General features: G+C 46.7%; 25 protein-coding genes. 3 read left to right on the top strand and 22 right to left on the bottom strand.

Annotated features, from left to right (window positions below; all coding sequences use genetic code 11):
• The first annotated feature begins 190 nt into the window (after nt 1–190).
• Entirely contained in the window at nt 191–1192 is a 1002-nt protein-coding gene (locus tag HP548_RS25420; protein ID WP_099858450.1) for a Na/Pi cotransporter family protein, read from the top strand.
• A 53-nt stretch (nt 1193–1245) separates the two neighbouring features.
• Here the strand turns inward: HP548_RS25420 and HP548_RS25425 are convergent, their stop codons facing one another.
• The 18 genes from HP548_RS25425 to gpr all read right to left on the bottom strand — a co-directional run bounded on the left by HP548_RS25425 (nt 1246) and on the right by gpr (nt 19042).
• Entirely contained in the window at nt 1246–1680 is a 435-nt protein-coding gene (locus HP548_RS25425) for an NUDIX hydrolase (RefSeq protein WP_175383177.1), read from the bottom strand.
• A 112-nt stretch (nt 1681–1792) separates the two neighbouring features.
• Entirely contained in the window at nt 1793–3139 is a 1347-nt protein-coding gene (gene mtaB / locus HP548_RS25430; protein WP_063567295.1) for a tRNA (N(6)-L-threonylcarbamoyladenosine(37)-C(2))-methylthiotransferase MtaB, read from the bottom strand.
• Between the two features lie 2 nt (nt 3140–3141).
• Nucleotides 3142–3906: a 16S rRNA (uracil(1498)-N(3))-methyltransferase gene (locus HP548_RS25435; RefSeq protein WP_163761701.1), complete on the bottom strand. Its 765-nt coding sequence runs from the start codon at nt 3904–3906 to the stop codon at nt 3142–3144.
• 138 nt (nt 3907–4044) lie between these two features.
• Nucleotides 4045–4722: a site-2 protease family protein gene (locus HP548_RS25440; protein ID WP_076288076.1), complete on the bottom strand. Its 678-nt coding sequence runs from the start codon at nt 4720–4722 to the stop codon at nt 4045–4047.
• A 3-nt stretch (nt 4723–4725) separates the two neighbouring features.
• Complete coding sequence (prmA, locus tag HP548_RS25445) at nt 4726–5691, bottom strand: 50S ribosomal protein L11 methyltransferase (RefSeq protein WP_076288075.1); 966 nt, start codon at nt 5689–5691, stop codon at nt 4726–4728.
• A gap of 162 nt (nt 5692–5853) precedes the next feature.
• The gene (locus HP548_RS25450; RefSeq protein ID WP_076288074.1) at nt 5854–6246 is read right to left on the bottom strand and encodes a hypothetical protein; all 393 of its coding nucleotides are present in this window, start codon (nt 6244–6246) and stop codon (nt 5854–5856) included.
• Complete coding sequence (locus HP548_RS25455; RefSeq protein ID WP_024628492.1) at nt 6239–6418, bottom strand: YfhD family protein; 180 nt, start codon at nt 6416–6418, stop codon at nt 6239–6241. The genes HP548_RS25450 and HP548_RS25455 overlap by 8 nt, the downstream gene beginning before the upstream one ends.
• A gap of 270 nt (nt 6419–6688) precedes the next feature.
• Nucleotides 6689–7057, bottom strand: coding sequence for a hypothetical protein (locus tag HP548_RS25460; protein WP_063567301.1), 369 nt, complete (start codon nt 7055–7057; stop codon nt 6689–6691).
• Nucleotides 7058–7209: 152 nt separating this feature from the next.
• Nucleotides 7210–8334 (bottom strand): molecular chaperone DnaJ, encoded by a 1125-nt coding sequence (dnaJ, locus tag HP548_RS25465; protein WP_099858444.1) that lies wholly within the window; start codon nt 8332–8334, stop codon nt 7210–7212.
• A 129-nt stretch (nt 8335–8463) separates the two neighbouring features.
• Nucleotides 8464–10308, bottom strand: coding sequence for a molecular chaperone DnaK (gene dnaK / locus HP548_RS25470; protein ID WP_076288072.1), 1845 nt, complete (start codon nt 10306–10308; stop codon nt 8464–8466).
• Between the two features lie 156 nt (nt 10309–10464).
• Nucleotides 10465–11040 (bottom strand): nucleotide exchange factor GrpE, encoded by a 576-nt coding sequence (gene grpE / locus HP548_RS25475; RefSeq protein WP_076288071.1) that lies wholly within the window; start codon nt 11038–11040, stop codon nt 10465–10467.
• Between the two features lie 39 nt (nt 11041–11079).
• Nucleotides 11080–12111 (bottom strand): heat-inducible transcriptional repressor HrcA, encoded by a 1032-nt coding sequence (gene hrcA / locus HP548_RS25480; protein ID WP_076288070.1) that lies wholly within the window; start codon nt 12109–12111, stop codon nt 11080–11082.
• A gap of 253 nt (nt 12112–12364) precedes the next feature.
• The gene (locus HP548_RS25485) at nt 12365–12835 is read right to left on the bottom strand and encodes an N-acetyltransferase (protein WP_063567287.1); all 471 of its coding nucleotides are present in this window, start codon (nt 12833–12835) and stop codon (nt 12365–12367) included.
• A 117-nt stretch (nt 12836–12952) separates the two neighbouring features.
• Nucleotides 12953–14137 carry a radical SAM family heme chaperone HemW gene (gene hemW, locus HP548_RS25490; protein ID WP_024628499.1) on the bottom strand — a complete coding sequence of 395 codons (1185 nt, stop codon included), beginning with the start codon at nt 14135–14137 and terminating at the stop codon, nt 12953–12955.
• 68 nt (nt 14138–14205) lie between these two features.
• Nucleotides 14206–16020, bottom strand: coding sequence for a translation elongation factor 4 (gene lepA, locus HP548_RS25495; protein WP_099858443.1), 1815 nt, complete (start codon nt 16018–16020; stop codon nt 14206–14208).
• Between the two features lie 146 nt (nt 16021–16166).
• Nucleotides 16167–16526: a DUF3679 domain-containing protein gene (locus HP548_RS25500; RefSeq protein ID WP_099858442.1), complete on the bottom strand. Its 360-nt coding sequence runs from the start codon at nt 16524–16526 to the stop codon at nt 16167–16169.
• A gap of 54 nt (nt 16527–16580) precedes the next feature.
• Nucleotides 16581–17876: a stage II sporulation protein P gene (locus HP548_RS25505; RefSeq protein WP_175383178.1), complete on the bottom strand. Its 1296-nt coding sequence runs from the start codon at nt 17874–17876 to the stop codon at nt 16581–16583.
• Between the two features lie 164 nt (nt 17877–18040).
• Nucleotides 18041–19042, bottom strand: coding sequence for a GPR endopeptidase (gpr, locus tag HP548_RS25510; RefSeq protein ID WP_063567283.1), 1002 nt, complete (start codon nt 19040–19042; stop codon nt 18041–18043).
• A gap of 175 nt (nt 19043–19217) precedes the next feature.
• Here gpr and rpsT point away from each other — a divergent pair, with 175 nt between their 5' ends.
• A complete protein-coding gene (gene rpsT / locus HP548_RS25515; protein ID WP_024628504.1) occupies nt 19218–19490 on the top strand; it encodes a 30S ribosomal protein S20 in 273 nt (90 codons plus the stop codon).
• A gap of 167 nt (nt 19491–19657) precedes the next feature.
• Here the strand turns inward: rpsT and holA are convergent, their stop codons facing one another.
• The 3 genes from holA to HP548_RS25530 form a co-directional block, all read right to left on the bottom strand.
• Nucleotides 19658–20674, bottom strand: a complete 1017-nt coding sequence (gene holA / locus HP548_RS25520) for a DNA polymerase III subunit delta (RefSeq protein ID WP_175383179.1) — start codon at nt 20672–20674, stop codon at nt 19658–19660.
• A gap of 259 nt (nt 20675–20933) precedes the next feature.
• Entirely contained in the window at nt 20934–22193 is a 1260-nt protein-coding gene (locus HP548_RS25525) for an anti-sigma factor family protein (RefSeq protein WP_099858440.1), read from the bottom strand.
• The gene (locus HP548_RS25530; protein ID WP_024628507.1) at nt 22190–22738 is read right to left on the bottom strand and encodes an RNA polymerase sigma factor; all 549 of its coding nucleotides are present in this window, start codon (nt 22736–22738) and stop codon (nt 22190–22192) included. Before HP548_RS25530 ends, HP548_RS25525 begins: the two co-directional genes overlap by 4 nt.
• A 457-nt stretch (nt 22739–23195) precedes the next feature.
• Here HP548_RS25530 and HP548_RS25535 point away from each other — a divergent pair, with 457 nt between their 5' ends.
• Entirely contained in the window at nt 23196–23498 is a 303-nt protein-coding gene (locus tag HP548_RS25535) for a hypothetical protein (RefSeq protein WP_053781298.1), read from the top strand.
• A 621-nt stretch (nt 23499–24119) separates the two neighbouring features.
• Here HP548_RS25535 and HP548_RS25540 read toward each other — a convergent pair.
• Entirely contained in the window at nt 24120–26981 is a 2862-nt protein-coding gene (locus HP548_RS25540) for a ComEC/Rec2 family competence protein (RefSeq protein WP_246318206.1), read from the bottom strand.
• Between the last annotated feature and the right edge of the window lie 3 nt (nt 26982–26984).

The following is a 26984-nucleotide window of genomic DNA, read 5'->3' on the forward strand; positions in this document are numbered from 1 at the left end:
ATCCCCTCCGCTACGTTTGCAGAATCTCCATATCTTTTGATTGGGGGTGCGGTATTTTGGGTGACCATTAAGGAAACTTCTCGGTCTTTCAGACGCTGTTGATTCCAGAATTCCGTTAGCCTGTCATGGTTGTCCTTATTTACTCATAGGATGAGAATAAGGATATGCACGGAAGGAATGATGTTAACTCATGTTCAGAGATGTTGTGCTGCCCCTATTGTATGGGCTTCTTATCTTTTTTGGCGGGATGAAGCTGATGGAAACAGCCTTACAGCGGATGGCCGGGCCCATGCTGGCTGGATGGCTGGGCCGGGCTACCTCTGCTCCCTGGAAAGGCATGGCTTTTAGCGCGGGCGCTACAGCCCTGCTGCAAAGCAGTACTGCCGTCACCGTACTAACCATTGGACTGGCGAACGCCAGATTAATTACCTACGGACGCACACTTGGCATTATTCTTGGCACCAACATCGGGACGTGCCTGACCACCGAGTTGGTCGGATTGCAGATTGGGCGTGTTTCCCTGCCTCTGCTTACCTTGTCTCTGACAGGCTGGGCCGTCTTTGTTGTGCTTGGTGAACGAAATCAGTTCGCTCCTGAACGCACACGCCGGACACTGTTTACGATGCAATACAGCTTTCTCGCGTCAGCTGGATTTGCCCTCGTCATGACAGGCATTCAAGTGATGCAATCCATTGCCGTACCCCTGCGAAGTATGGGTGTATTCCAGTGGTTTCTGGATCGATCAGCAGACAGCTTGTGGTGGGGCTTTCTGGCAGGTGCCTGTCTGACGGCCCTAATTCATAGCAGCGCAGCTGTCATTAGCATGGCGATTACGCTTGCAGCCACAGGCGTACTGCCTGTGGAGATCGGCATCGCTATTGTGATCGGGTCGAACGTGGGGACCTGTATCACCGCCGTGATTGCTGCCGCTGGCGGAGCATCCGCGGGCAAATTTGTCGCAGCCTCCCATGTCGTATTAAACATAGCGGGGGCGCTGCTATTTATGCCGCTGATCGGCCAGCTGCATGCAGCTTCGGCCTGGCTATCAGCGGATAACGGGGCGCAGATTGCGCACGCCCAGACCCTTTTTAACGTCACCAGTTCACTGCTTGCCTTGCCATTCTGTTACTTGCCGATTTGGCACAAAAAACCACCGGTCTCCACCCCAGTGGCGAAGTCACCCGTGGCCTGATGCTCAAAAAGCTCTTAACAAACAGTAGCGATACGTCACGCAACAGAAATTAGCTATACGTTAATGCCTAATTTGTTCAGTGCCACACGTAAAATGTCATCGTTATTATCGTATCCACTTTGCTGCTGTCTGGACCAAGCTTCTTCCGGAGTGTACCAATCCACACCTTTGATTTCTTCAATCTGAGGCTGCAGGTCGCCGCTTTCCGCTTCAACGAGATAATAATGAACTTCCTTATCCACCGGACCAAGCTCTGCATGCTGATACGTATAGGCGATGATATCGACGGGTTCTACTATTCGGCCAGCCATGCCTGTCTCTTCCAGAATCTCACGTAGTGCAGTCTGTTCCACCGTTTCTCCATCTTCCATTTTGCCCTTGGCGAGAGTCGTTTTGCCGTAGCGATCTACAATCAGTTGAATTTGAAGCTTTCCGTCTTCTCCCGTGCGGTAGACGACTCCGCCTGCCGAAATTTCTTTTCTGTTCATGTTGCTCTCCCCCATTACGGAATTGTCTTCATCTTTTTTTTGGAAAAAGAAGGACCTCATCTCCACGGGTACGCTCCCCAAGGAAATGAAATCCTTGTTTCTGACGCCTCGATTACATCGCTGCGGACTTGAGATTTTCTTCCAACACACGAACCAGCGTAGCCTGGCTTTCATTCACACCCGCCTCGGTCACTTTGACACGGCATACTTTGCCTACCATATCCATGGAACCATCAAAGACCAGCTGAATGTAATTGTCACTATAACCGTGCAGTTTACCACTGCCTTCACGGCCCTTGGCTTCACCTTCAGGAATGACATCCAGTACTTGCCCCACAAACTGTTTGGCGTATGCCAGTTGCATTTGCTCGGATAGATCAATTAGTTCATGCACGCGTGCATTTTTAACTTCCTCATCCACCTGATCCTCCATACGCGCTGCCGGTGTTCCGGTCCGCTTGGAATATGGGAATACGTGCATTTCGGAAAAACCGATTTTCTTCATCAGCTCGTAGCCGTTACGGAACATCTCATCCGTCTCACCCGGGAACCCAACAATAACGTCGGTTGTAATCGCTACATCCGGCATCGCTTCCCGAATGCGAAGCATTTTATTGTAAAACTCTTCGGTCGTATATTTACGGCGCATACGTTTCAGTACGGTATCATCACCCGCTTGCAGCGGAATGTGGAAGTGCCGCACAAGTTTGTCTGAACGTTTGATCACATCCAGCATCCGATCATCAATCTGACTGGCTTCAATCGAACTGATCCGAATACGCTCCAGGCCCTCTACTTTATCCAAGTCCCATAGCAGATCTGTCAGATCGTAATTCTCCATGTCATCCCCGTATCCACCAGTATGAATGCCTGTCAGGACAATTTCCTTGTACCCGGCGTGCACCAGTTGATGAGCCTGTTGGATGATGCTATTTGCTTCCCGGCTACGGGAAAGTCCACGTGACCACGGAATAATGCAGAACGTACAGAAGTTATTGCAGCCATCCTGAATTTTCAGAAATGCACGGGTACGATCGGCAAAATCCGGTACGTCCATCTCTTCAAATACCCGCGTTTTCATGATGTTGCGCACAGCATTGACGGGCTGACGAGATTCCTGAATTTCGTTGACATATGGCAAAATTTTGTCCCGATCCTGTGTACCGATAACAAGATCCACACCAGGGATGTCCAGAATCTCTGCCGGAGAAGTTTGCGCATAACAGCCTGTAACGGCTACAATCGCATCCGGGTTGCGCCGAATGGCACGACGGATAATCTGGCGGCTTTTTTTGTCGCCGGTATTGGTTACTGTACAAGTATTAATCAAGTATACATCCGCTGTCTGTTCGTCAAAGTCTACCTGATCGTATCCTTCGTTTTTGAACAATTGCCAAATCGCCTCTGTATCATAAAAATTAACTTTGCAGCCTAAGGTGTAAAACGCCACGGATGGCATAATTACATTCCCCCCATTTCTCCGGATTCATATAAGACGCAAGTTAGCGCCGCCATTCCAGCTGTCTCGGCCCGCAAGATGCGTTTGCCCAGTCCAACGGATACAGCACCCGCCTGATCGGCTTCAATCGTTTCCCTCTCCGAGAATCCGCCCTCAGGTCCAACAACGATCAACACTTCTGCACTCGCACCAGGTGCAAGCTGCTCCACAAACGGCTTCAAAGCGTCTCTTAACTGCTTGCCATTTTCCTTTTCATAACAATAACATACCAGACTGTAGCCCTCAAAAGAAGATAGCAGCCCTTTCCAGGAAAGTGGCTGCTCGACGGATGGAATGCGGTTCCGATGACTTTGTTCAGCGGCTTCCTTGGCGATTTTGCGCCACCGCTCCAACCGTTTGCCTTCTTTCTTGGCATCATATTGCACAATCGTACGCTCAGACAGGAAAGGAACAAAGGAAACCGCTCCGATCTCTGTACATCTTTGAATGACCGTCTCCATCTTATCGCCTTTTGGCAAGCTTTGAGCCACGGTTACACGTATACGCGCTTCATGGTCCATTTCGAGAGATTCCACAATATTCGCTGTTACTTGCTGGGCTTCGATGCTTTCAATCTCCACCAAAGCTTCTTTGGAGTTTCCGTCACTGACAATCAGTTTATCTCCAGGTTTACCACGCATCACTTTGCCGATATGGCGTGCATCATCACCCGTGATGACCACGGAATGTTCATTAAACTGTTCGGCAGATACAAAATAACGCTGCATTAGTCTGTCCACCCATTCTATCCTGTTATGACTGGAATTCACCCCGCCTGATGGCCAGCGTGAATCCAATCGCCACAGATGATCATACAACTTTTATGTCCTTCTGACCAGTATTTCAGTCCCATACACTATACGTTTCTAACGATATAAACCGATGATTAGCCTTGCCAGATCCAGATACATATTCTGGGCAAATTGATATAAAGGTTGAATCGTCGCATTTTGCAATGGAGGAATAACAAGGATCAACAGGAAAATAAATATGGACCATTGCTCTACCCCTTGTAGTTTGCGGCTGATTGAAGGCGGCAGAATATCCTCCAGAATTCGATATCCGTCCAATGGAGGTAACGGAATAAGATTAAAGAGAAAAAGGAAAAAGTTCGTCAGGTTAAATATGGAGAAAAACATGGAGATTGCCGTAAGCAACCGTTCATTCTCAATGCCACCCAATGCCCCCGAACCAACCAGGGACGCATAGATGATCGTACCGATGATCGCGAGCAGCAAGTTACTCACAGGCCCTGCTACAGATACAATGACACCCATTAATCTCGGTTTGTCAAAGTTGGCCCGATTCACTGGAACAGGGCGTGCCCAACCAAAACCAGCAATAAGGAGCAGTAACACACCAAACAAGTCAAAATGTACAACTGGATTCAGTGTAACCCTGCCCAGCAGCTTGGCTGTTGGATCGCCGAATTTGTTGGCAAAATAGGCATGAGAGAATTCATGCACCGTAAAAGCAATCAGAATCGCCAACAGGAAAAACGGCAGTTGATCCAGCGGATAACGAAAGAACGAGTTTAAGTCCATCGGTTACCTCTTTCTGGCCACAAACGCGACCCAGTCCTCATCGCGGTGCACCGAACTTATTTCGAAGCCGGAAGCAACGAGCGCATCATGGACAAGCTGCTCTTTATTTTTCCAGATGCCTGAAGTAATATAAACGCCGCCAGACTCAAGCGCATGATAGACATCATCCACAAACAGCATAATAATCTCAGCCAAAATGTTGGCAACGATAACTTTCACCGGAAGCTTCACGCCCAGCGCAGGGTCCTGACTGCCCAGAACAGACAGCAGATCACTCTCTTTCACCGTAATTTGTTGTCCCAGCCCATTCAGTTCCACATTTTCCTTGGCACTTGCTACCGCAACCGGATCAAGGTCCAGCGCGAGCACATGTTTTGCTCCGAGATGGACAGCTCCAATAGCCAAGATGCCAGAGCCTGTACCCACGTCAATGACTTCCTCGCCACCCTGAATGACCGATTCCAGTGTACGCAGACAAAGCGAAGTGGTTGGATGTGTTCCTGTACCAAACGCCATGCCTGGATCAAGCTCAATAATTTTCTCATTTGGGCTTTCCGGTGTATACTCTTCCCATGTCGGTTTAATGGTTAGACGTTCCGAGACACGTACTGGCTTGAAATATTGTTTCCAGGCGTTCGCCCAGTCATTTTCATCCACTGTTCGAGTCTCAAAACGAACCTCCCCCGTTTGGATATCGAATTCGGAAAGTTGCTCAATGCGTGGACTTACTTCAGATTGCAATGCATCCATGTCCGTACCTTCGGAAAAGTATCCTTTAATGACCGCAAAGCCTTCAGGAATATCATTCAATGGAAACTCGTACAACTCGCCATACGTTGTATCCCGCTTTTTATTTAAAGTACCGGACTCTTCAATTGAGACCCCTCCAGCACCCGCTTCATGTAAAAAATTCGAAATCATCTCCACAGCTTCTTCTGTGGTATGTATTGTTAGTTCATGCCATAACATACTTCGTTTTTCCTCCTCATTTTTCAAACATCCCAACCATTGTACTACACAAGCGAGCAGGAGTACAAAACCGCAGCAGTAAAAGAAACAACAAAAACAGGATACCCGCAGCCTGACTGCTCGAATACCCTGTTTTAATTATGACTACACTCGATTAACTTGTTAGCAAAAGCGTCCACCATTCTGGGTAATCATCTCTGCAGCTTGCGGGAGAGAGTCACTGGATACGGATACTGTCAGCAAGATTTCTTGCTTGGGCCTGCCTTCAGAGCCAGCTTCCGGATCGTCATACACTTGTCCACCCGACAATACTTCGGTCTCGTCGCTAATAAGGGAAAGTACATTCAGCTCACCACTGAATCCCCCAATCACGGCCATGGTTGAGTTATCTGTGCTCTCAGCCGCTCCCCGATCCACTGAAGACGATGTGTCATTCAGACTCTCGATACTCAATTGGTTCGGGTGCAGCAATTCCAGAGCTCTGCGTGCAGATTCAGCCTCGGACCAGCTTGTAAACACTGCTTCGATAATCACTGCAGAGCGACCTTCAGTCATGAATCTCCCGACCCTGACGACGATCGGCCGCTTCACTGCGGCGCAAAGCCTCTATATCTTCATGATCCGCAGCTTCGGCACTGAATTCCACATCCTCATTTTTGGCGGACTGCATTCTCTTCATCTTTTCCGTTTTCGTCAAAATCTTGCCTGGACGTTCATGTTCTGCCATCGTTATGCTCCTCCTTCAAAATAGGTATCTATATAAAATGAACTAATACTTGTTACACTGTACCACTCCGACTGTAGTACCATCCTCCGATCGCTGTTATCCCCAGATTTCTTCATCTCCCTTCTTAAAGGGAGAAATCCGGTGATAGCGTATGCTTCCGAAGTAGCTTTCTTGCGAATGCTTTCAGGCGAACGCTTCACTTCTTCAGATTGGTTCTACACTCTCCGTTAAAGTGTAATGCTCTGTCCATCTTATATAGATTTGGTGAAACTAAATCATACCGCCGGCTTGTTCGATAATGGATAGGGCACGGTGATGTACTGCCTCGTCAACAACAACGGTCAGTAGTACATCTCTGCCTGTCGGACCCTCTTGTCCGCCATCGCTCATACCGCTCGCAGAAGGATCTGCTGCCGCCATGATTCCCGCGCTGGCATTTGTGCCTAGAGCACCTGGTACCCAGGAAGAAAAGCTGCCTGATACGCCTGGTGTATAAGATGCTCCGCTTGGCCCGACACCCGCATAACGACTGAATCGATTGATAGACAGGTCTTCCACTCGTAATGCCTCCAGTTTTTTGGCTGCCCCTTCCGCTTGCTCCGGGCTATGGAAATAAGCCAAAATATTTTTTTCGGTCATCCGGTTCACCTGCTTCCCTAGTTTCGGCACATCAGTAAACCACTGAATGCTCATGTCTGGTATCTTTCCGCAAGCGCGCCCATATTATGCAAAAAAGGACACCCTGCGGAAAAACCGCTGTGGTGTCCTTTTTTTAAATTAATGATTAAGACTCAGTCTCCACGGAAAGCCCGTTTCACCCGGTCAAAGAAGGATTGCTCGTGCTCATGAGTTTGTTCTCCATCCAGCGCAGCAATTTGGCGAAGCAGGTCTTTCTGCTCGTCATTCAGCTTGCTAGGCGTAACTACAACGACTTTCACATGCTGATCCCCTTGCCCCATGCCGCGCAGGCGTGGTACGCCTTTGCCTTTGAGACGGAAATACGTTCCTGTCTGTGTACCGGCAGGTACTTTTAGCTTCACTTTCTCAGACAGCGTTGGAATTTCAATCTCATCTCCCAATGCGGCCTGAGCAAAGGTAAGCGGAATCTCGCAATAGATATCATCGCCTTCACGCTCGAAGAAATCATGTGATTTCACACGGATGACAATATACAGATCTCCTGCTGGTCCTCCGCGCAGACCACCTTCACCTTCACCAGTCATACGCAATTGAGCGCCGTCATCTACACCCGCTGGAATGCGAACATGAATTTTGCGTTGTTTGCGCACTTTACCGCTGCCGCTGCATGTTGTACATTTTTCCTTGATAATTTGTCCAGAACCATTACAGTTCGAACAAGCACGACGGTTGACCATACGGCCAAACGGTGTATTTTGAACCACTTCCTGTTGACCACTACCTTGGCAGACGGAACAGGTTTCTGGTTTAGTTCCTGGTTTCGCACCTGATCCATGACAAGTATCACAGCCTTCGGTACGAGGAATGGTAATGTCAGTTTCCTTACCGAATACCGCTTCCTTGAACTCAATCGTCATGGTGTATTGCAGATCGTTCCCCCGTTGCGGAGCATTTGGATCACGTCGTCCACCGCCGCCACCACCAAAGAACATATCGAAGATGTCGCCAAAGCCGCCGCCGCCAAAATCGCCACCGCCGCCGAATCCGCCCTGATTTGGATCAATATGACCGTATTGATCATACTGTGCCCGCTTCTGACCGTCACTGACTACATCATAAGCTTCTTTAACTTCCTTAAACTTGGCTTCCGCGTCAGCAGCCTTGTTTACGTCAGGGTGATACTGACGGGCAAGCTTGCGGTATGCCTTTTTGATTTCCTCGTCGCTGGCATTTTTGCCGACGCCGAGTACCTCATAATAATCACGTTTTTCAGCCACTCTTCCACCCCCATATCATTCACCATATCGCACATCGTGACAAAAGGAAAGCCAAAGCACGGGAGCCCCGGCTATGACTTTCCCTTCGATCCGAACGTCACCGATGATTAATTCACAAGAAATCGTGAATTAGTTTTGTTTTTTATCTTCATCTACAACTTCGTAATCAGCGTCTACAACGTTGTCACGTTTTGCAGAACCCTGTTGCTCGTCAGCACCTTGAGCTGCTTGCTCTTGAGCCTGTGCTTGCTCATACAGTTTTACAGACAGTTGTTGAACGATCTCTGTCAGTTCTTCTGTAGCGGCTTTGATGTCTTCCAGATTGTCGGAAGCCAGAACGCCTTGCAGTTTTTCTTTTGCAGCATTCGCTTTTTCAACTTCACCTGCGTCAGCTTTTTCGCCAAGATCTTTGATCGTTTTGTCAACAGAGTAGATCAGTTGATCTGCGCTGTTTTTCGCTTCAACGAGTTCTTTGCGTTTTTTATCTTCTTCAGCATGCAACTCAGCATCTTTCATCATTTGCTCAACTTCAGCATCGCTCAAACCGCTGGAAGAAGTGATGGTGATTTTTTGAGTTTTATTTGTACCTTTGTCTGTTGCAGATACGTTAACGATACCGTTGGCATCAATATCGAAGCTAACTTCGATTTGTGGAACGCCACGTGGAGCTGGAGGGATATCTCCCAGCATGAAGCGACCGAGGGATTTGTTACCCGCTGCCATCTCACGCTCCCCTTGCAGAACATGAATCTCAACGCTTGGTTGGTTGTCTGCATAAGTGGAGAACACTTGGGATTTGCTTGTAGGAATCGTTGTGTTGCGCTCGATCATTTTAGTGAATACGCCACCCGCAGTTTCAATACCCAGGGACAATGGAGTTACGTCAAGCAATACAACGTCTTTCACGTCACCTGTCAGTACGCCCGCTTGTACAGCAGCACCCAAAGCTACAACTTCATCCGGGTTAACACCTTTGTGAGGGTCTTTACCTGTCAGTTTTTTGATTGCTTCCTGTACTGCAGGAATACGTGTGGAACCACCAACCAAGACGATTTTGTCGATATCGTTAGCTGTCATTCCAGCATCGCTCAGTGCACGACGAGTTGGTTCAAGCGTACGCTCAACCAGACCAGCAGAGATTTCTTCGAATTTCGCACGGCTAAGGTTCAACTCCAAATGTTGAGGAACGCCATCAGCCACAGTAATAAACGGCAGGGAAATAGTTGTAGTCAATACGCCGGAAAGTTCTTTTTTCGCTTTTTCCGCTGCATCTTTCAAACGTTGAACCGCTGCTTTATCTTTACTCAAGTCAATGCCTTGATCTTTTTTGAACTCACTTACGAGATAATCAATGATTACTTGGTCGAAGTCATCGCCACCCAGTTGGTTATCACCACTAGTTGCTTTAACTTCGAAGAAGCCGTCACCCAGTTCAAGGATGGATACGTCGAATGTACCGCCACCCAAGTCATATACGAGAATCGTTTGATCTTCGGATTTCTCCATACCGTATGCCAAAGCTGCTGCTGTTGGCTCGTTGACGATACGCAGAACTTCCAGACCTGCGATTTTACCTGCATCCTTTGTTGCTTGACGCTGGCTGTCATTGAAGTAGGCTGGTACTGTGATAACCGCTTGAGTTACCGTTTGACCCAGATAAGCTTCAGCATCGGATTTCAGTTTTTGCAAGATGATTGCAGAGATCTCTTGTGGAGAGTAATCTTTGCTATCGATTGTTTCTTTGTGGGATGTACCCATATGACGTTTGATTGAGATGATCGTACGATCCGGATTTGTGATCGCTTGACGTTTAGCCGTTTCACCGACAACGCGTTCTCCATCTTTTTTGAAACCCACTACGGATGGGGTTGTACGTGCGCCTTCCGGATTTGGAATAACGACAGCCTCGCCGCCTTCCATAACCGCTACGCATGAGTTTGTTGTTCCTAAGTCAATACCGATTACTTTGCTCATCGGAAAATTTCCTCCCTCGACAATTTAAATGGATCAGATTGATCCTTATTTGTATTTGTTGTTCCTAATCGTGCTCTATGTGTGTACTAACCTTTATATTAAACTTCGGTGGCATCGTACAATCAAGAGTGAACTCAATTCATTCTGTAATAGAAATTATGAGCTAACTTTGACCATAGCCGGACGAAGTACTTTATCCTTCAGCATATAGCCTTTTTGGACTTCCTCTACAACGGTACCTTCTTCATACTCGTCGCTCTCCACTGACATAATCGCCTGGTGGAATTCAGGGTTAAACGGTTGTCCTACCGTATCCATTGACGTCAGACCTTCATTGTTCAGCACAGTCTCCAGCTGACGGAAGATCATTTCGATGCCTTTGGAGAAGGATTCGACTTCAGTACCTTCCGGTACAGTAGCCATGGCACGCTCGAAGTTATCAATGACCGGCACCAGTTCGGTGACCAGCTTCATCGAAGCGTATTTCGCCAGTTCTTCTTTTTCCTTTTGTGTACGACGACGGAAGTTATCAAAATCAGCTTGCGCACGGACAAAACGCTGTTGATGTTCCTCAGCTTCCGCCTTCAAACGTGCGATCTCATCTTGCTCCTGATCTGTCATCTCTTCCGCCTGTGCTTCTGCAGCTCCGGCTTCGTTGACAGGCTCCTGTTCCGCTGCTGTAGTTGCTTGTTGTTCCTGTTCTTCTGCTGCGAATGATTGCTCCTCTTTCAAGATGTTCACCTCCTTATAAGAATGAAATGCTTCATTCCCTTATTTGAAGCGATGCGTTAGCATGGCCGTCAAATCACGGGATAATGTATTTAAAATATGAATGACACGTGCGTAATCCATTCGCGTAGGTCCCAAAATTCCGATGGATCCCAAAGCCTCTCCATCCAATGAATAGGATGCCGTTATCAGGCTGCAATTGGCGAAGGCTTCATGATCATTCTCGGTACCTATTCGCACCTGAATACCAGATCCACCCTGCACGGGCATCATCAATTTCATGAGTGTTGGTGTCTCATCCAGCAGGTCAAGAATATCTTTTACCTTTTCAATATCTTTAAACTCTGGCTGGGTCAACATATTGGTGGCACCACTAAGGAACAGACGATTGTCATGCTCGTTGTCAAAGGCACTGTTCAGCACCTGCATGACTTCCTCATAACGTGTAATATGCCGTTCCATCTCTTGCCCAAGCTCGGTGTAGAGACGAGACTTTAATTTGTAAATTGGCACGCCAACCAGCTTGCTGTTTAATAAACGAACTACATTCTCCATCTCCGCTACCGAAATTTCGGGTGGAATCTGAACTGTCTTGTTCTCCACCTGACCCGTGTTCGTTACGATAATGGCTACAGCCTCGTTTTCATTAAGCGGAAGCAGTTGAAAATGACGAAGTGACGTGTGAAAAACTTCCGGTCCGAGCAGGATCGAAGTATAATTCGTCATATGTGACAAAATGACTGAGGCATGCTGAATAACTTGTTCCATCACGTTCAGCTTTTCTGCGAAAAATGACTTCAGGTCGTCCAGCTCTTGTGGCTCCACCTGATTCCAGGGAACCAAATGATCGACATAATATCGATAGCCTTTGTGTGAAGGTATGCGTCCTGCCGATGTATGCGGCTGTTCCAGAAAGCCCATATCTTCAAGGTCCGCCATTTCATTACGGATCGTCGCCGGACTGTATCCAACATCTCCCCTTTTGGAAATGCTCCGGGACCCTACGGGCTCAGCTGAACGGATATAGTCATCCACTATAGCGTTCAGAATCATTCGTTGACGCTCTGTTAACATGGTGAGTATTCCCTCCTTCTGACTGTACTGTCCCATGTCGTTAGCACTCCGGTTAGATGAGTGCTAAGCGGTAATACAAAAATACCAAAATGACGTGAGCATTGTCAAGTCAGTTTGATGAGTACGCTCATCTATTTATAGTATAGACCAATGTCTCCAAGACATAACAACTTTACTGTACAGCTCATGAATTAAAAAGAACCGCAGGTGAGATAGAGTATACTCGGCTCAATCCATACGGTTCATTCATTTATCAGGCTGAAATATTCAACTCTTTCAATACAGCAATCTCATCACAGCAATCTTGTTTGCTGCAATGAACACAGTCGGTCCATACTTTTTCCGGGAAAATCTCCTTATTCACCACGGCAAAACCGTTTTTGAGAAAAAAGGACACTTCATACGTCAATGCCATGACCTTGGGAATTTGCTGCTTCTCCGCTTCCTCTACCAGTCGGTCCAGCAATAGTGAGCCAATGCCCATGCCTTTGTGACCTTCGGAGATACCGAGCGATCTGACTTCCACCAGATCATTTCCCAGACGGCAGAGAGATCCACAGCCTACAACCTGACCATTCACTTCTGCTACAACAAAGTGCTCCAGCTGCCGTTGCAGTACTTCCCGTGAACGCGGAAGCATGATCCCACGCTCTGCATAGCCCTTAATCATTTCAAATAATGGTTCAACATCTTCCGGTACGGCTTTTCTGCATATGGCCGACATCCAGCTCTCCTCCTATAAGAAGCTTTCCAGAGGAAAGCCGACTTCGTAGTTGTATAAATTACACGCTCTGTAAAATCAATATGAATAAATATACAACAGAGCGTATAGAATTTCAAGCTACGAATTCAGCGATATAGACCCGATAAACTCGGCAAAAACGTCATTTCCGAACAGGATGCCCTGCTCACTAAGCCGGAAGCCGTCTGGCGTCTTCTCCAGCAGTCCTGCATTCAGCATTTTACCCAAAGGCTTCGCAAACACTTCCTCCATAGGCTCCCCGAACTGATCGCTAAACCGCGAGGATGAAGCACCTTCCAGCATTCTCAACCCTACCATCAGATAATCTTCCATTGCCTCGGCGCGACTGATCTCAAAATGATCGAGACGCGGCAGACCTCCTTTGGAAGCTTCAACATACGGGTTTATACCTTTTATATTCATATGGCGTTCGCGGCCTACATATCCATGTGCACCTGCACCGAGACCGTAATAATCCTCATTGCGCCAGTACGTGATATTGTGACGGCTCTCAAAGCCGGGTTTGGCAAAGTTACTGATTTCGTATTGTCCGTAACCTGCTTCTTTCATACGCTTCATTAATAGAAGATACATTTGCAGCTCGTCGTCTTCATGAGGAAGCGGTAACTGGTTCTTCTGATACAACGTATGGAAAAGAGTATTCTCTTCCACCTTCAGACTGTAAATGGAGTAATGCGGCAAATCCAGCTCCAGCGCTTTATCGATACTCTCGTTCAACATCTCGACGGTCTGGTTTGGCAAACCAAACATCAGGTCAATGGACAAGTTATGCAATCCAGCTGCTCGGGCATTTTCTAAACTGCGGTATACATCATCTGTATTATGAATCCGGCCAATACCTGTCAACAGATCATTTTGAAAAGCCTGTACTCCAAAGCTGACGCGGTTTACTCCGCCTTCTTTCATAACCGCAAGCTTTTCCGCGTCCGTCGTACCCGGGTTAGCTTCCATTGAAAACTCAATATCATCTGCCCAGTTCGGGAAATAGGTCTTAACGGACTTCAGGAATACGGCCATTTCATCCGGTTTCAGTGCAGTCGGCGTGCCGCCGCCCACAAATATGGTTTTGATTTCTCCTGGCGGATTTGCTTTAACCGTATGTTCCATCTCCCGTTCCAGCGCTTCAAGGTACTGCATAACAGGCTGGTCCTTCAATACATAGGAGTTAAAATCGCAGTAAAAACATTTATTTGTGCAAAAGGGAATGTGAAGATACACCGCTTGGGGTGCACCTGTTTTCCGGCTGTGTGCTGCCAATGTCATGGCAAGTCCCCCTCTATTTGAAAAAAGGAAAGCCATCCGGCTTCCCTTTCAGCTTGGTTTATTGGTTATTAATCATCAATTTTCAGCACCGCCATGAATGCCTCTTGCGGCACCTCTACGTTACCAACCTGCTTCATCCGCTTCTTACCTTCCTTCTGCTTCTCAAGCAGTTTCCGTTTCCGCGAGATGTCACCGCCATAACACTTGGCAAGTACGTTTTTACGCATTGCTTTTACCGTTTCACGAGCTACAACTTTGGTACCCACAGATGCCTGGATCGGCACCTCGAACATTTGCCGTGGAATCAGCTCGCGCAGCTTCTCACAGATAATGCGTCCGCGGTTATACGCACGGTCACGGTGAACGATGAAGGACAAGGCATCGACTTGCTCACCATTAAGCAAGATATCCATTTTCGCCAGATTAGACTGACGATAACCGGACAGCTCGTAGTCGAAGGATGCATATCCTTTGGTGCTTGATTTCAATTGATCGAAGAAGTCATATACAATCTCGGACAACGGGATCTCATACGTAATGGTAACCCGAGTTGTGTCCAAATATTCCATATTCACATATTCACCGCGTTTATTCTGACAAAGCTCCATGATGGTACCTACATAATCATTGGGTACGATAATCGAAGCTTTAACATACGGTTCTTCAACGTAATCAATTCTTCCCACCTCAGGATAGTTGGATGGGTTGTCAATCTGCATAACTTCACCATTGGTCAACGTTACGTGGTAAATTACGCTTGGTGCAGTCGTTATCAATGGAATGTTGAACTCACGTTCAATCCGCTCCTGGATAACATCCATGTGAAGCAGTCCAAGGAATCCGCAACGGAATCCAAAACCGAGTGCACTGGAAGTCTCCGGCTCAAAGCTGAGCGATGCATCGTTCAACTGCAATTTCTCCAACGCTTCACGCAGGTCAACATAATCCGATGTTTCAATCGGATAGAGACCGCAGTATACCATTGGATTAATTTTGCGGTAACCCGGCAAAGGTTCAGGTGTTGGATTTTTGGCATCTGTCACCGTATCCCCGACTTGTGTATCACCCACATGCCGGATACCTGCTACGATAAATCCAACATCACCAACGTTCAGCTCGTCCACGATAGTCATGCGAGGTTTGAACGCTCCAACTTCAATGACTTCAAACGTTTTGCCTGTTGCCATCATTTTGATTTTGGAACCTGATTTGATTTTGCCGTCCATAACACGCACGTAAACAATTACGCCTTTGTACGGGTCATAGTGAGAGTCAAAAATCAGCGCTTTCAAAGGCTGGTCAGGATCACCTTGTGGAGCTGGAACACTTTGAACTACTTGCTCCAGAATCTCTTTGATACCGATACCCGCCTTGGCTGAAGCCAAAACTGCATTGCTTGTATCCAATCCAATGACATCTTCCACTTCCTGTTTAACCCGATCCGGATCAGCACTTGGAAGGTCAATCTTGTTAATTACCGGTAAAATTTCAAGATCATTATCTAATGCCAGGTACACGTTAGCCAGCGTCTGGGCTTCAATACCCTGAGCCGCATCCACAACGAGCAAAGCACCTTCACATGCAGCAAGGCTGCGTGATACTTCATATGTGAAGTCTACGTGTCCAGGCGTATCAATCAGATTCAACAGATACTCTTCGCCGTCATCGGCTTTGTAAGTTAGCGCTACCGCCTGCAGCTTGATCGTAATTCCACGTTCGCGTTCAAGTTCCATTTGGTCCAATACTTGTTCTTGCATTTCACGTGTAGTTAGCGCACCTGTGTACTCCAAGATCCGGTCCGCAAGTGTTGATTTGCCGTGATCTATATGTGCAATAATTGAAAAGTTACGAATTTTACGTTGTCTTGCCCGAATGTCAGTCATTCCTTACCCCCAGAAACAGCCTAGTGTCAATCACTTCATTATAACAGTTGATGCAGGGTGCATCAATCCCGCGTTGCCTCAACTTTATAATTATCGTCACAATTGCGAACTTCCAAGAGTATATTTTGCCTATATTTCATAGCCTTTTATTCAGCGACTCCGCTAAATAAGGATACAACCCACTTCATTCCGTTATGGGACAGATTTTGAAGAAGACCTGCCGTTTTGTCAGCCAGTACGTCGACCGGCGCTTTGCTCTGCTCTGCGCCAAGCACCTGACTCGGTGACAGAACAGGTACTGCTGGAGGTTCTTTAACCTCCTGTTGTACGGACGTGGTCGGAACAGACTCGGCAACCGGTGACACCGGCTCCGTTTTCACCACTGCAGGGTTGCTAGTCGAATCATCGCCCCTATTAAAGCTGCTGCCTGCCAGCTGCATTCCAAACAGAACACCCAGCAACATCAATACACAGATGGAAAACAATCTTTTACCGAATCTGGACACATTCCTCGCCTCCTGTTATATCTTCGATTCTTCTATTCTTCCATATCAGGACTACTAGCCACCTTTTGACGTCTTATCCGCACTCGCTTTGTCCACTTTCTGATCATCCCAGTACACCTCTGCGATCATGTCGGCTAGTACTTTGGATGTCCGCTCCAGTTCAGCAGCTGTATTGTCGATGCCGCCAATCTCAATCAATATGCTGTTGGGAGAAAGCGTCTGGTTGTATTCGCCATTGTTGGCCCCGCCGCCGTCCTTACCCCAGACGCCGCGAGACACCCCTGGATATTTCGCTTCCAGTTTCTTATGAATTTTGGCCGCAAAGGCTTCATTCTGCTGCCAGTTTGGATTTTCATGTCCTATAATAAAATATACTTTGGCATAACCCAGATTATTAATGGTTGTCGTTGTTTTGTTATGACGCTGAGAGTCACGGTGGATATCGATGAGATACGTAAGATCGTCATTTTGAGCAAGTGCAGCTTTCACCGTCTGACGGGAGTATTTATAGGAATAATTCCAGTTATAATCCTTGACCTTGGTTGGATAATCTTCTTGCGCATGTTCCACTCCAATCCCCAGCTTCTCCAAACTGTCGGACAAGTAGGTTCCCACTTGAAAAACATTACCAGTCGATTTACCAGAGGAAGGATTGTCACTCTTCGTGCCCAAGAGAGGATTGTATCCTTCACGTGGATGGGAATGGTAAACAAGAATCGCTTTTTTTCCTGTCGTTGGTTTGCTCGGTTCATCTTTACCACCATTCTTCGGTGGGGGATCACCCTTTACTTCACCATCACCCGGATACTGCGGATCGGATGGATCGGGATTATCCTGACCTGGTGGGATATGCTGCTCGCCACCTGATTTCCCTCCGCCTGCCGAAGCCGTATCAATTAGTCCAGGACCCGGCTGATAATCTTCTGGAGCTTCAGCTTTTTCATTTCCCGAGCCTGGTCGCAGCAGTACGGGTTGATTGGAACCCATGCCCGGCATTTCTCTAGCGATCAGGCTTTTGGGGTCTTGCGGATTAACATTCGTCAGCAGTTGGAATACAAACGAAGTCAGATTTTCACCAGAAAATGCAGATGCTTGTTCTTTCTGAGTTAGATGCGGCATTTCCATGCCGAGCATGTCCACAAAAAAGCTACTTGAAACGGCTCCCGCAAAACCTTTCATAGAAGAAACAGGTGAGCTATTCAAACGCTTCTCTGCCATGCCCCCCAGACCGAGTACAACAAAAAACAAAGCAGATATGATCATAAGCAACAATAACGTACGGCCCATAGCCAGCACGTGCAAACATCTCTTTTTCCATTTACCAATATTCCAGGCCAATATTTTGTTCATTGCTTCTGTCTCCTTCCCTGCTGGACAACGCTTATACTTCAACTCTATGAGCCTGCCAGATTTGATAGAACAGGAAAAAGAAGATTGCATACAAAAAAAGAAAGTCCAATAGATTCGGACCTTCTTCACAGGAGTCTCAAGCATTTTAAATTTCAAAGTGTTAATTAATGGGTGTAGGCAGCTACATTCTCAGCATTTACCGCATCATGGAGCGCGGCATTCAGACCTGTTGCAATAATATTGGCAATATCTTCGACAAATTCATCGATTTCTTTGGGGGTAACGATCAGATCATGACCTAGTGGCTCCAGTACCTCTTTTACCAAACTGAGACGGTCATTTTCGCCGATATCGTCCAGCATGCCCATAATCTGTTTCGTTTGATCAGTCTCTTGCCGGAAATGAGTACGCATCATTTCGATGACGTTATTCACGATGGTCGATGCATAACATACGGTTGGTACACCGATGGCAATGCAGGGAACACCCAATATTTCACGTGTCAGTCCACGTCGTTTGTTCCCTATTCCTGAGCCAGGATGAATGCCGATGTCTGCCACTTGAATCGTTGTATTAACACGTTCGAGGGAGCGTGAAGCCAGCGCATCAATCGCAATGATTGCATCCGGTTTCGTTCGATCCACGATCGCTTGTACGATGTCACTGGATTCTATACCCGTTGTACCCAGCACACCTGGCGCAATAGCACTGACTTCCCGATAACCGGGTGCAACCTGATCCGGAACCAGCTCAAAATACTGGCGGGTAACCATCAGATTCTCCACTACCAGCGGTCCAAGTGAGTCAGGCGTGACGTTCAGGTTACCCAAACCTACGATCAGCACCTTAGACGTCTTGTTAATTCCCGCTTTGGCCAAAAAATCTTCCATCTCTCGCGTGAATTCTGCCGCCACCCGCTCCTGAAGATCGGTATCCCCGTTACGAAGCGATGGAACTTCCAAAGTGACATAGTGCCCCTTTACACGCCCAATTGCTGTAGCGGCTGCATCATCAAGCACATCAATACGTGTGATTTTAATACCGTCTTTCTCATCCACATCCTCCCGCAGCCCGGGAATCGTCTGTTTCTGCCCCCCCTGAGCCATCTCCTTGGAGTCAATTGCCAAGTCGGTACGAACTGCATAATTTTGCAAATCCAGTGTCATCTGTCCCTGCCTCCCTTACCGCATTTGAGCATATTGTGTGGGAAAATGGTGTGCTTTATGCAGCACTGTCGAACATCATAGGAAAATCTGTTGCAATTTGCATGCCAGCGTGCTAGAATATTTTAAGTTGTGAAACGTTTGTATTCATGCAAATGCCTTACAGGAGGTGAATGTAATGCCAAACATCAAATCCGCTGTTAAACGCGTAAAAACGAGCGACAAGCGCCGCGCACTCAACGCTTCCCAGAAATCTGCACTCCGTACAGCTGTTAAAGCTGCTGATGCTGCTCTGGTAAGTAACGAAGTTGATACTGCAAAAGCTGCGATTCAAGCTGCTTCCAAAAAGCTGGACAAGGCTGTAACTAAAGGTCTGGTTCATAAAAATGCTGCAGCCCGCAAAAAGTCTCGCTTGGCGAAAAAACTGAACGCTCTTTCCGCACAAGCGTAAGAAGCGTTACTTATACGATCTAATGGAAAAATCCTGAACAGCACGAGCTTTCAGGATTTTTTAGTATCTGATTCTATAAGCACTCTATTGAAACGGAGCGGCCTTTATTCCGATGATCTCACCATCAACGGAATAAAGGCCGCTTTGTGTTACCGTTATATCTAAGTTTAAGCTCCAAGCCTTAACAAGAAAAGCTCCAGTCCGAGCACTTTATCCACTGCCCCGGTCTTCATCTGATAATCCAGTTCACTGAGGTGACTCAAAATCAGCCTCAAACGTTCTGCCTGAAACTTGCGAGCCTGTTCACCAGCAATTTTAACAGCATACGGATGCAGACCAAGCTGGCTGGCAATTTGCTGTTGGGAGTAACTCTGCTGCCCTAACTCTTTTACCTGAATCATAATTCGAAATTGACGGGCAATCAAGGCAGCAATTTTGATTGGTTCTTCACGCTGCTTCAGCAACTCATAAAAAAGACCCAACGCTTTCTCCAGCCTCAAGTTAGCAAGCTCCTCCACCAAAGCGAACACATTCTGCTCGGTACTTCGAGCCACCAGTGATTCGATATCCGCGCGCTTGATCGTGCCTCCGTTACCAGCGAACAAACATAACTTGTCCACTTCCGCAGATAACGTCTGAAGGCCTGTTCCTGCATAGCTCACAAGCGTGTCAGCCGCTCCAGCCTCAAAAGATACATCCCGCTGCTTCGCCAGCTTTACAATCCAACCCAGCAACTCCTCCCCACTTAGTGGAGCAAATGCAAGAACAACAGCTTGTTTCTTCGCTGCCTTCACTAATTTTTTACGTTCGTCCAGTTTATCCCCTTGAACCAGAAACACAATCGTACTATAATCTGCCGGATTGTCCATATATGTAAGCAGTCGATCAATCTGGTGATCAATTTTGGAATCCTTGCCTGCTGTAAACAAATTAGCATCGCGAACGATAATGAGTTTACGTGGAACAAGAAAAGGAACCGTCTCCGCTTCTTCAATGACAACCTCCACAGGTGTCTCAGAGAGATCATATGGAATGATCGCAAATTCTCGGTGCTCTTCTTCAATCACCTGTTGTTTTAACATATCCGTAAATTGCTGTATCTGATACTTCTCCGTTCCGTACAGCACATATACCGGAGCCGTTTCTCCATTACGTATTGCCTTTGTCGCACTCTTTACATCCATCACGGTGCCCCCTTATCCCTCTTATCCTACCAGAAAACGTGACAGACAACAAAGGGGCCTTACACCCGGTTAACGGATGAAGGCCCCCTGTCCTACATCTATATAAACGCGGACACCAACAATTCTAGAAAAAGCTGGTGCGCGGTCATACGACGTCAGTTATGCCAACTGAGATAGGACGTTGTTATTACTTTCAATATATTCTTGATACAACAGAAATGTTCGGCAAGTTATTGAGGCCAAACGTATAATTTACAGCCTATTTGGCAGAGGTTCCGCTTGAGGCAGTGGACACGTTAAACGATTTTTTCACTGTTGTTCCATCTTGATCTGTTTCGTAATTAAATACAGCGCTATCCTGAGACCAGCTCGCAGATTTTAGTGTACCCTCCACATTACGTTGCTCAACCAGATTTAGCACATCCGAGTCAGCGGCAGGTTTAGAGTAAATGCTGATCTGATCGCCGAGCAGCATGACCAGATAGGAGCCATCGGGTGATTTCCATTCTTTTGGAGTCGTGGTGGCAAGTGCACCTGAATCGGTGGCCGTCAATCCTTTATTTCCTCCCGCAACATCCATACCTGTCTCGGAATCAGGACTCGTCAGGCCCTCTGTCGGCTCTTCTACCTTAACATCAGGCATATCCTGAGAAGTAGTGAATGATTGTGCATCCCCATTTTCAGGCTCTGTTGCTCCGCTCTCAGTAGAACCTCCCGAAGGTCCAGTACTGGCTCCTGAATCTTGACTTTTTTGCTGATCAACACTCTTGGTACTGTCAGCAGGATTGGAACTGGACGGGGCGTTTTTCGTTGCATCACTCTTGTTCAATTCTGACCCTGTATCCGGCTGTTTAGAAGTTTGTTCTTCCTTCAATTCAGGTTCCTGCACCTTCTCTGAACTGTCTTCTTTAGGACCAATCTCTTGAGCTTGTTTATCTTCAGCGGATGGCTGACTTTCCGAACTATCAACCCAGACACTGTTATCGCTCTGTAAAGAGGAGGAAGAATCTTCATTGTTAATCTCTCTGCTCAGTGGATTTTGATCCTCATTCCCGCCTTCTTGAGTACTTCCAGTGCTCATCATCACTTCCGCATTCTCAATCTTCTCTGGTTGATACCCAAAAATGGCAACGCCCAGTACAACTGCTGCTGCTGCTGCACCCATGGACATACGGCCTGCCATGGAATTCAACCATTTTTGCTTCGGTTTTCGCTCACTTGAACGCTGTAAATTCTCAAACGCAGCAGGGACAGGACTCATTTCCTGTATGGTACTGCTTTGTTCCCTCTTTGCTTCGTCGATTGCATCCAGTTGCGGCATAATGGCATCAACCAGACTGAATCTCGGGGTTACCTGCGGCAAATCTTCCAGTTCTCTGGAGAGAGCTCTGAGCAAACTAAAGTTTTCAGCGCACTCCGGACATTGGGCCACATGCTGTAGCATCTGCGCAGTTTCCGCCTCGCCCAGATCATGATCCAGATACCGGTGCATCCATTCCACCACCTCTTCGCATTTCATCCTGTCACACCACCTTTCTGATACTCCTGTAGTAGATTCTGTAATTGCTGTCTGGCTCTAAATAAATAAGATTTAACCGTATTCAACGGAAGATCGAGGCAATCCGCAATTTCGTTATAGGATAAGTCCTGCAAATATCTTAGAACAATAACGGTACGATGATGCTCAGGCAACTTGTTAATAGCATCCTGAATATCCTTTGCCACATATGTGGACATCACTTCGAATTCCACATCCTGATTGTCCTGAAAAACCATATCATGCTCGTCAATGGAGACGGAGGGCTTGGTTCTTCTGAATTTATCAATACAGATATTCGTGACGATGCGCTGAACCCATGTCTTAAACTGGGCCTTTTCCTCATATGAATTAATCTTGGTGTAAATTCGGATCAACGCTTCCTGAGCAGCATCCAAAGCGTCTTGTTCATTATTTAGAATGTAATATGCGGTCCGATAAACATGCTGTTCAATGTCCCGCAATAGGGTAATTAGAGCGTCGCGATCGCCCGATTGAGCGGCTCTGATGAGTTCCGGCTCTACCACAAAGGATCCCCCTCTCCCTGCAACCTTACAGACGTGACCATCAATAAAATTGTTGCAAAGTTAAGTATTTTTTTTAGATATCATAAAGTAAAACTTCAGAGATACCGCGTCCTGATATCGCAAGAAAAACTTCCACTAAACGCGTTCTGTTCCCCTGGGTACGTGGATAGACGTTTTTCTTATATTGCCATAACAAAATAACGGCTTATGTATTCGGGCCGCTGAAATCTTCTCTTAGAATAACAGAAATTGCATAACGAGTCATCAAGCCAGCTCAAAAGTCATTCCAGTACTTACACGACTCAATTTAATGACAATGGCATACATTATAGCTAACCACACTTATAGCATTGAAAATAAAAAAATTCAAATTTCGTACAAATTTAAGCTCATTTTAATGTAATTTTCATGAAAACAGTGTATTGTAAATTTACATTCATAACACGAGGTGATGAGCATGCCAGCTCTTGCAAAAATTCAAGCGTTAAAAGAACAAATGCCCAAAGAATATCAAAGCATATCCCATTTTGTGGAACATGCGTTGCAATCTATCGATACCCTAGTTGAAGAACATCGGAAATACACCGCTGCACAGGCATTATACGGCGATAAAATCGTCGGATCGGAAGAACGCTTGTACAGAGAAACCGTGCTTGATGTCAGAGCACAACTTTTGCTTACGCTTGAGAAAACCGTAGAAGATCTGTTGCACAAAGGCGACAAACATTGGAGTAAACACTTCAAAGATGGCGTTGAATAATTCATTGTTATAAGTCATTCCAAAATGAGCCCGCTTTCCGGCATTCTCCCCGAGGAGTATCCGGAAAGCGGGCTTTTGGTTTCATTCTTTGAGCATATGAAGTGCTTCATACAGAAAATTAATAAATCACAATAAGATTGTGGATTGGGACAGTGTAGATTTCACCTTTATTGAGCGAACATGATTAACGCAGAAGTATTACATATTTTACACGAAATTTTACATTAGATTCACATAAACAGCATAATTAATCCCGCTTTATAACTTAAAATAGAAAATATAGGTCTGTATAGAAGCGAAATCAGACAACTAACGGAAAATCGGGACACTATTTTTATAGTAATTCGAGCCGCACAAACGAAATAGAGTCCACAACGGTGCAGCAAAATTTATAATCGGATATGAGGCAGATTTATGAATTTGAAAATCTTCTTAAAATACTTCCTAGGATTTTTTCTACCCTGTAGTCTATCATTTATTGTATTCAATATGATAATACGCCATAAAACATGGGATGAAATCGATCACACGATTAACTTATTCAGTGCGACTATAATTAGCTTAATAGTTGGTATTTCAAAAGCAAGAGAGTAATCCATTTTAGCCAACTCTCACAAAAATTCATGATTCATCCATCGTCAACTTATAACGCACATCAATCTCTCCATCTTTGATCCTCATCTGAATCTCCCCCATTTGATCAGTTCGATAGATCTCTGTACCCGAATCAACAAGACGTTCAAGCACACCAGGATTGGGATGTCCATATGTATTGTTGGCCCCAGCAGATATCACGGATGCGGATGCATTCCAGTACTGTAACCAAGCTTCGGTTGACGATGTTTTGCTACCGTGGTGTGCAACTTTTAATACATCTATGGTGACAGGAACCTCATGATTCTCCCCCGATTGACGTGTGAACATCTCCTGAACAGTACCATCTGCTAATGCAGCATCTGCATCGTACTGTCCAAACGAAGCTGCAAGCGATCCATCCTGAATCATAAAGAGCAGATCCTGCTCGGCTGCAGCATCCATGTCTCCCGTGAACAATAAGGAGGCGCCTGCCATCTCCAGCAAAAAGACAACCGAATCATGATTCTGATGTTCTGAGACGGGCAATCTTTCTCCTGTATCCATCACTTTCTCCAGATCCGGATATATAAAATGAAGTCTGGTTTCTCTATCCGGATCGTAAGACATCCCTTGGCGAATGGCATATAACGGTATCTGCTTGTCTATAACGGTATCCAGCAATTTCTCAAAATTGGCTGTACCACTGGTTGTCCCATTAAACATGAACCGTTCCACCGGGATCTGTTCGAGCACAGCCTGTAATCCCCCAGCATGATCCTGATCGGCATGGGTTACGATTACGGCGTCCAGCCGATGAATGCCCCGCTTTTTCAATAAAGGAACGACCACCTTGGCCCCTACTTCGTATGGATCCCGTCGTGTCTTCCAGGATTGTTCAGACTTCCCGAATTGAACCGTACCCCCACCATCGACCAATATATGTTTACCTTCAGGTGTTGTAATAAGTGTACTGTCCCCTTGTCCTATATCCAAAAACTGCACCACTCCGGTCCCCGCAGGCTGCGGTGTCTGGTATGCCCACCATAATCCCACCACAAAGCTGAGAGCCAGCAGCGCACACATCCATTTGTGGAAGACGTTCATCCGTTCACCAGAATAAAAACCCGCCCCTTGCGCAGCAAATGCACTTGTATACTCCGGCCAGGCAATACTTGCACTTAATGTTGTCATCGAACCAGGACTAGCCTCACGTCCACCTTTGTTTAACCCTTGTGATGATACATTAGACAATCCAGACAGCCCCAGAGCCGCTTTAGGCGCCCCCCCAACATATCGGCGATTCAGCGGAGCCGTATCCTCTTCTGTGCCCTGAACTGCAGGTTGGTCACCTCGGCCGCGATGAAGGACCCTCAAAAGTGCATAGAGAACGGCATAATATGCTGCAATCCATAGTAGCGATGGGGTAGCCCAGATCAGCACAAAACCAGGCAAGCTGTTCATCCACTCCACACTTACAAAGGTCAATTTGTTCAGCATAATAGCAATCCACGCCAATGGTTTGGCTAGAGGCATCCAAATAAACGATAAAATCAGGGCAACCGTTCCAAGAGGAAGTACAATGGCACTGATCAAAGATACAAGCAGGAAGTTAGCGACAAATGAAAGCAGAGAAAACTGGTTGAAATACAGAATCGTGACCGGAAACGAAATGAGCTGTGCTGTTACCGTCACAGAAGCTGTTGCTGCAAGGCACTTGGGCCAACTGCTAAATATCCGATTAATCAGTGGCATGTAAATCATTAGTCCAGCTGTTACCAGAAAAGATAGCTGAAAGCTCACGCTTAATAAAAAATACGGGTTCCACCACATCATCAACAACGCTGCTGCACTGATCATCTGCAATCCATCCCGCGCAAGCCCGCGCCGCGCCATATACAAACCAATCATGGACATGATACCCGCACGAATGACCGATGGCGAACCGCCAGACAACAGTACATATGCAGGTATTAGCAGTAACACAATAGTGAGCGAGGTTTCTCGGGTTAACCTAAGCCAAGATAAAAGGAGCAGCAGCGATGCCACATAAACCGCGACATGTGTTCCGGAGATCGCCAATATATGAGTTAAACCAAGCTGTGAAAACTGTCCATATGTATCAGGATCGATATCATTAGCCATCCCGATAATCAGACCTTTCATATAGCCCGCATGAGGTTCGGGAAATATCCGTTCTACCGCTGCGCCAAGCTTATGCCTAACGATGTCATTCCACCGAAGGATGTTGAGTTTCCCCAGCCCTTCAGGCGGAACGGTGGTTACTGAACTGGCCCCCTTCACTTTAAACAACCAATGGATCTGAAGAGTTCGTAAGTAATTTCGATAGTCAAACCCACCAAAATTTCTGGCTTCGCCGGGAAGCGTAAGCGCACCCGTCAACGTGATCGAATCTCCTCGCTTCCACCCCGCTGCTACTTGCTGTTCTTCTTCCTCAGCCAGGCGAACTTGGACCATTAGACGTTCCCTCACGTTAGGCGCAGTTCCCGCTTCCGACACTGTTGCTGTTGATGCATCGGATAGCGGAAGCATCGACGTGGCTAGCATTTCAAAATCGGCCCGATCCCCATCTATGCGTACATCCGACATAAGGGTTCCTTCGAATGTAGCTGCATAACCGTCCAAATCCTCCGCAGCCGTATGTTTGATATCGGGCAGACTGCTCCGATTCCGCGCATCATTCCATTCCCAGTGCACAGCACCGCCAACGAGTGCTCCGATCAGCAACAAGATGGACCAACCTCGTATATCAATCCATCGTAGTAAAAGAGGCAGACAAACGAATGATCCGATCAATCCCACGATCAAGGACCAACCCGATAATGCACATGCCATCCCGCTACCGCATAACCAGCAGACGGTAAATACCAGTAAAGGTCTGCCTTTCATTTG

The organism is Paenibacillus taichungensis, from assembly GCF_013359905.1.
In the GTDB taxonomy this organism is placed as follows: domain Bacteria; phylum Bacillota; class Bacilli; order Paenibacillales; family Paenibacillaceae; genus Paenibacillus; species Paenibacillus taichungensis.

What these genes read in the sequence shown, in the direction of transcription:
- hrcA (WP_076288070.1), bottom strand. Translation starts at nt 12,111, where the DNA reads ATGTTAACAGAGCGTCAACGAATGATTCTGAACGCTATAGTGGATGAC.
- HP548_RS25535 (WP_053781298.1), top strand. Translation starts at nt 23,196, where the DNA reads ATGCCAGCTCTTGCAAAAATTCAAGCGTTAAAAGAACAAATGCCCAAA.
- prmA (WP_076288075.1), bottom strand. Translation starts at nt 5,691, where the DNA reads ATGTTATGGCATGAACTAACAATACATACCACAGAAGAAGCTGTGGAG.
- rpsT (WP_024628504.1), top strand. Translation starts at nt 19,218, where the DNA reads ATGCCAAACATCAAATCCGCTGTTAAACGCGTAAAAACGAGCGACAAG.
- HP548_RS25485 (WP_063567287.1), bottom strand. Translation starts at nt 12,835, where the DNA reads ATGTCGGCCATATGCAGAAAAGCCGTACCGGAAGATGTTGAACCATTA.
- HP548_RS25425 (WP_175383177.1), bottom strand. Translation starts at nt 1,680, where the DNA reads ATGAACAGAAAAGAAATTTCGGCAGGCGGAGTCGTCTACCGCACGGGA.
- HP548_RS25435 (WP_163761701.1), bottom strand. Translation starts at nt 3,906, where the DNA reads ATGCAGCGTTATTTTGTATCTGCCGAACAGTTTAATGAACATTCCGTG.
- lepA (WP_099858443.1), bottom strand. Translation starts at nt 16,020, where the DNA reads ATGACTGACATTCGGGCAAGACAACGTAAAATTCGTAACTTTTCAATT.
- HP548_RS25455 (WP_024628492.1), bottom strand. Translation starts at nt 6,418, where the DNA reads ATGGCAGAACATGAACGTCCAGGCAAGATTTTGACGAAAACGGAAAAG.
- mtaB (WP_063567295.1), bottom strand. Translation starts at nt 3,139, where the DNA reads ATGCCATCCGTGGCGTTTTACACCTTAGGCTGCAAAGTTAATTTTTAT.
- HP548_RS25540 (WP_246318206.1), bottom strand. Translation starts at nt 26,981, where the DNA reads ATGAAAGGCAGACCTTTACTGGTATTTACCGTCTGCTGGTTATGCGGT.
- HP548_RS25460 (WP_063567301.1), bottom strand. Translation starts at nt 7,057, where the DNA reads ATGACCGAAAAAAATATTTTGGCTTATTTCCATAGCCCGGAGCAAGCG.
- gpr (WP_063567283.1), bottom strand. Translation starts at nt 19,042, where the DNA reads ATGACACTGGATTTGCAAAATTATGCAGTTCGTACCGACTTGGCAATT.
- dnaK (WP_076288072.1), bottom strand. Translation starts at nt 10,308, where the DNA reads ATGAGCAAAGTAATCGGTATTGACTTAGGAACAACAAACTCATGCGTA.
- HP548_RS25525 (WP_099858440.1), bottom strand. Translation starts at nt 22,193, where the DNA reads ATGAAATGCGAAGAGGTGGTGGAATGGATGCACCGGTATCTGGATCAT.
- HP548_RS25420 (WP_099858450.1), top strand. Translation starts at nt 191, where the DNA reads ATGTTCAGAGATGTTGTGCTGCCCCTATTGTATGGGCTTCTTATCTTT.
- HP548_RS25505 (WP_175383178.1), bottom strand. Translation starts at nt 17,876, where the DNA reads ATGAACAAAATATTGGCCTGGAATATTGGTAAATGGAAAAAGAGATGT.
- HP548_RS25440 (WP_076288076.1), bottom strand. Translation starts at nt 4,722, where the DNA reads ATGGACTTAAACTCGTTCTTTCGTTATCCGCTGGATCAACTGCCGTTT.
- hemW (WP_024628499.1), bottom strand. Translation starts at nt 14,137, where the DNA reads ATGACATTGGCAGCACACAGCCGGAAAACAGGTGCACCCCAAGCGGTG.
- holA (WP_175383179.1), bottom strand. Translation starts at nt 20,674, where the DNA reads ATGGATGTAAAGAGTGCGACAAAGGCAATACGTAATGGAGAAACGGCT.
- HP548_RS25450 (WP_076288074.1), bottom strand. Translation starts at nt 6,246, where the DNA reads ATGACTGAAGGTCGCTCTGCAGTGATTATCGAAGCAGTGTTTACAAGC.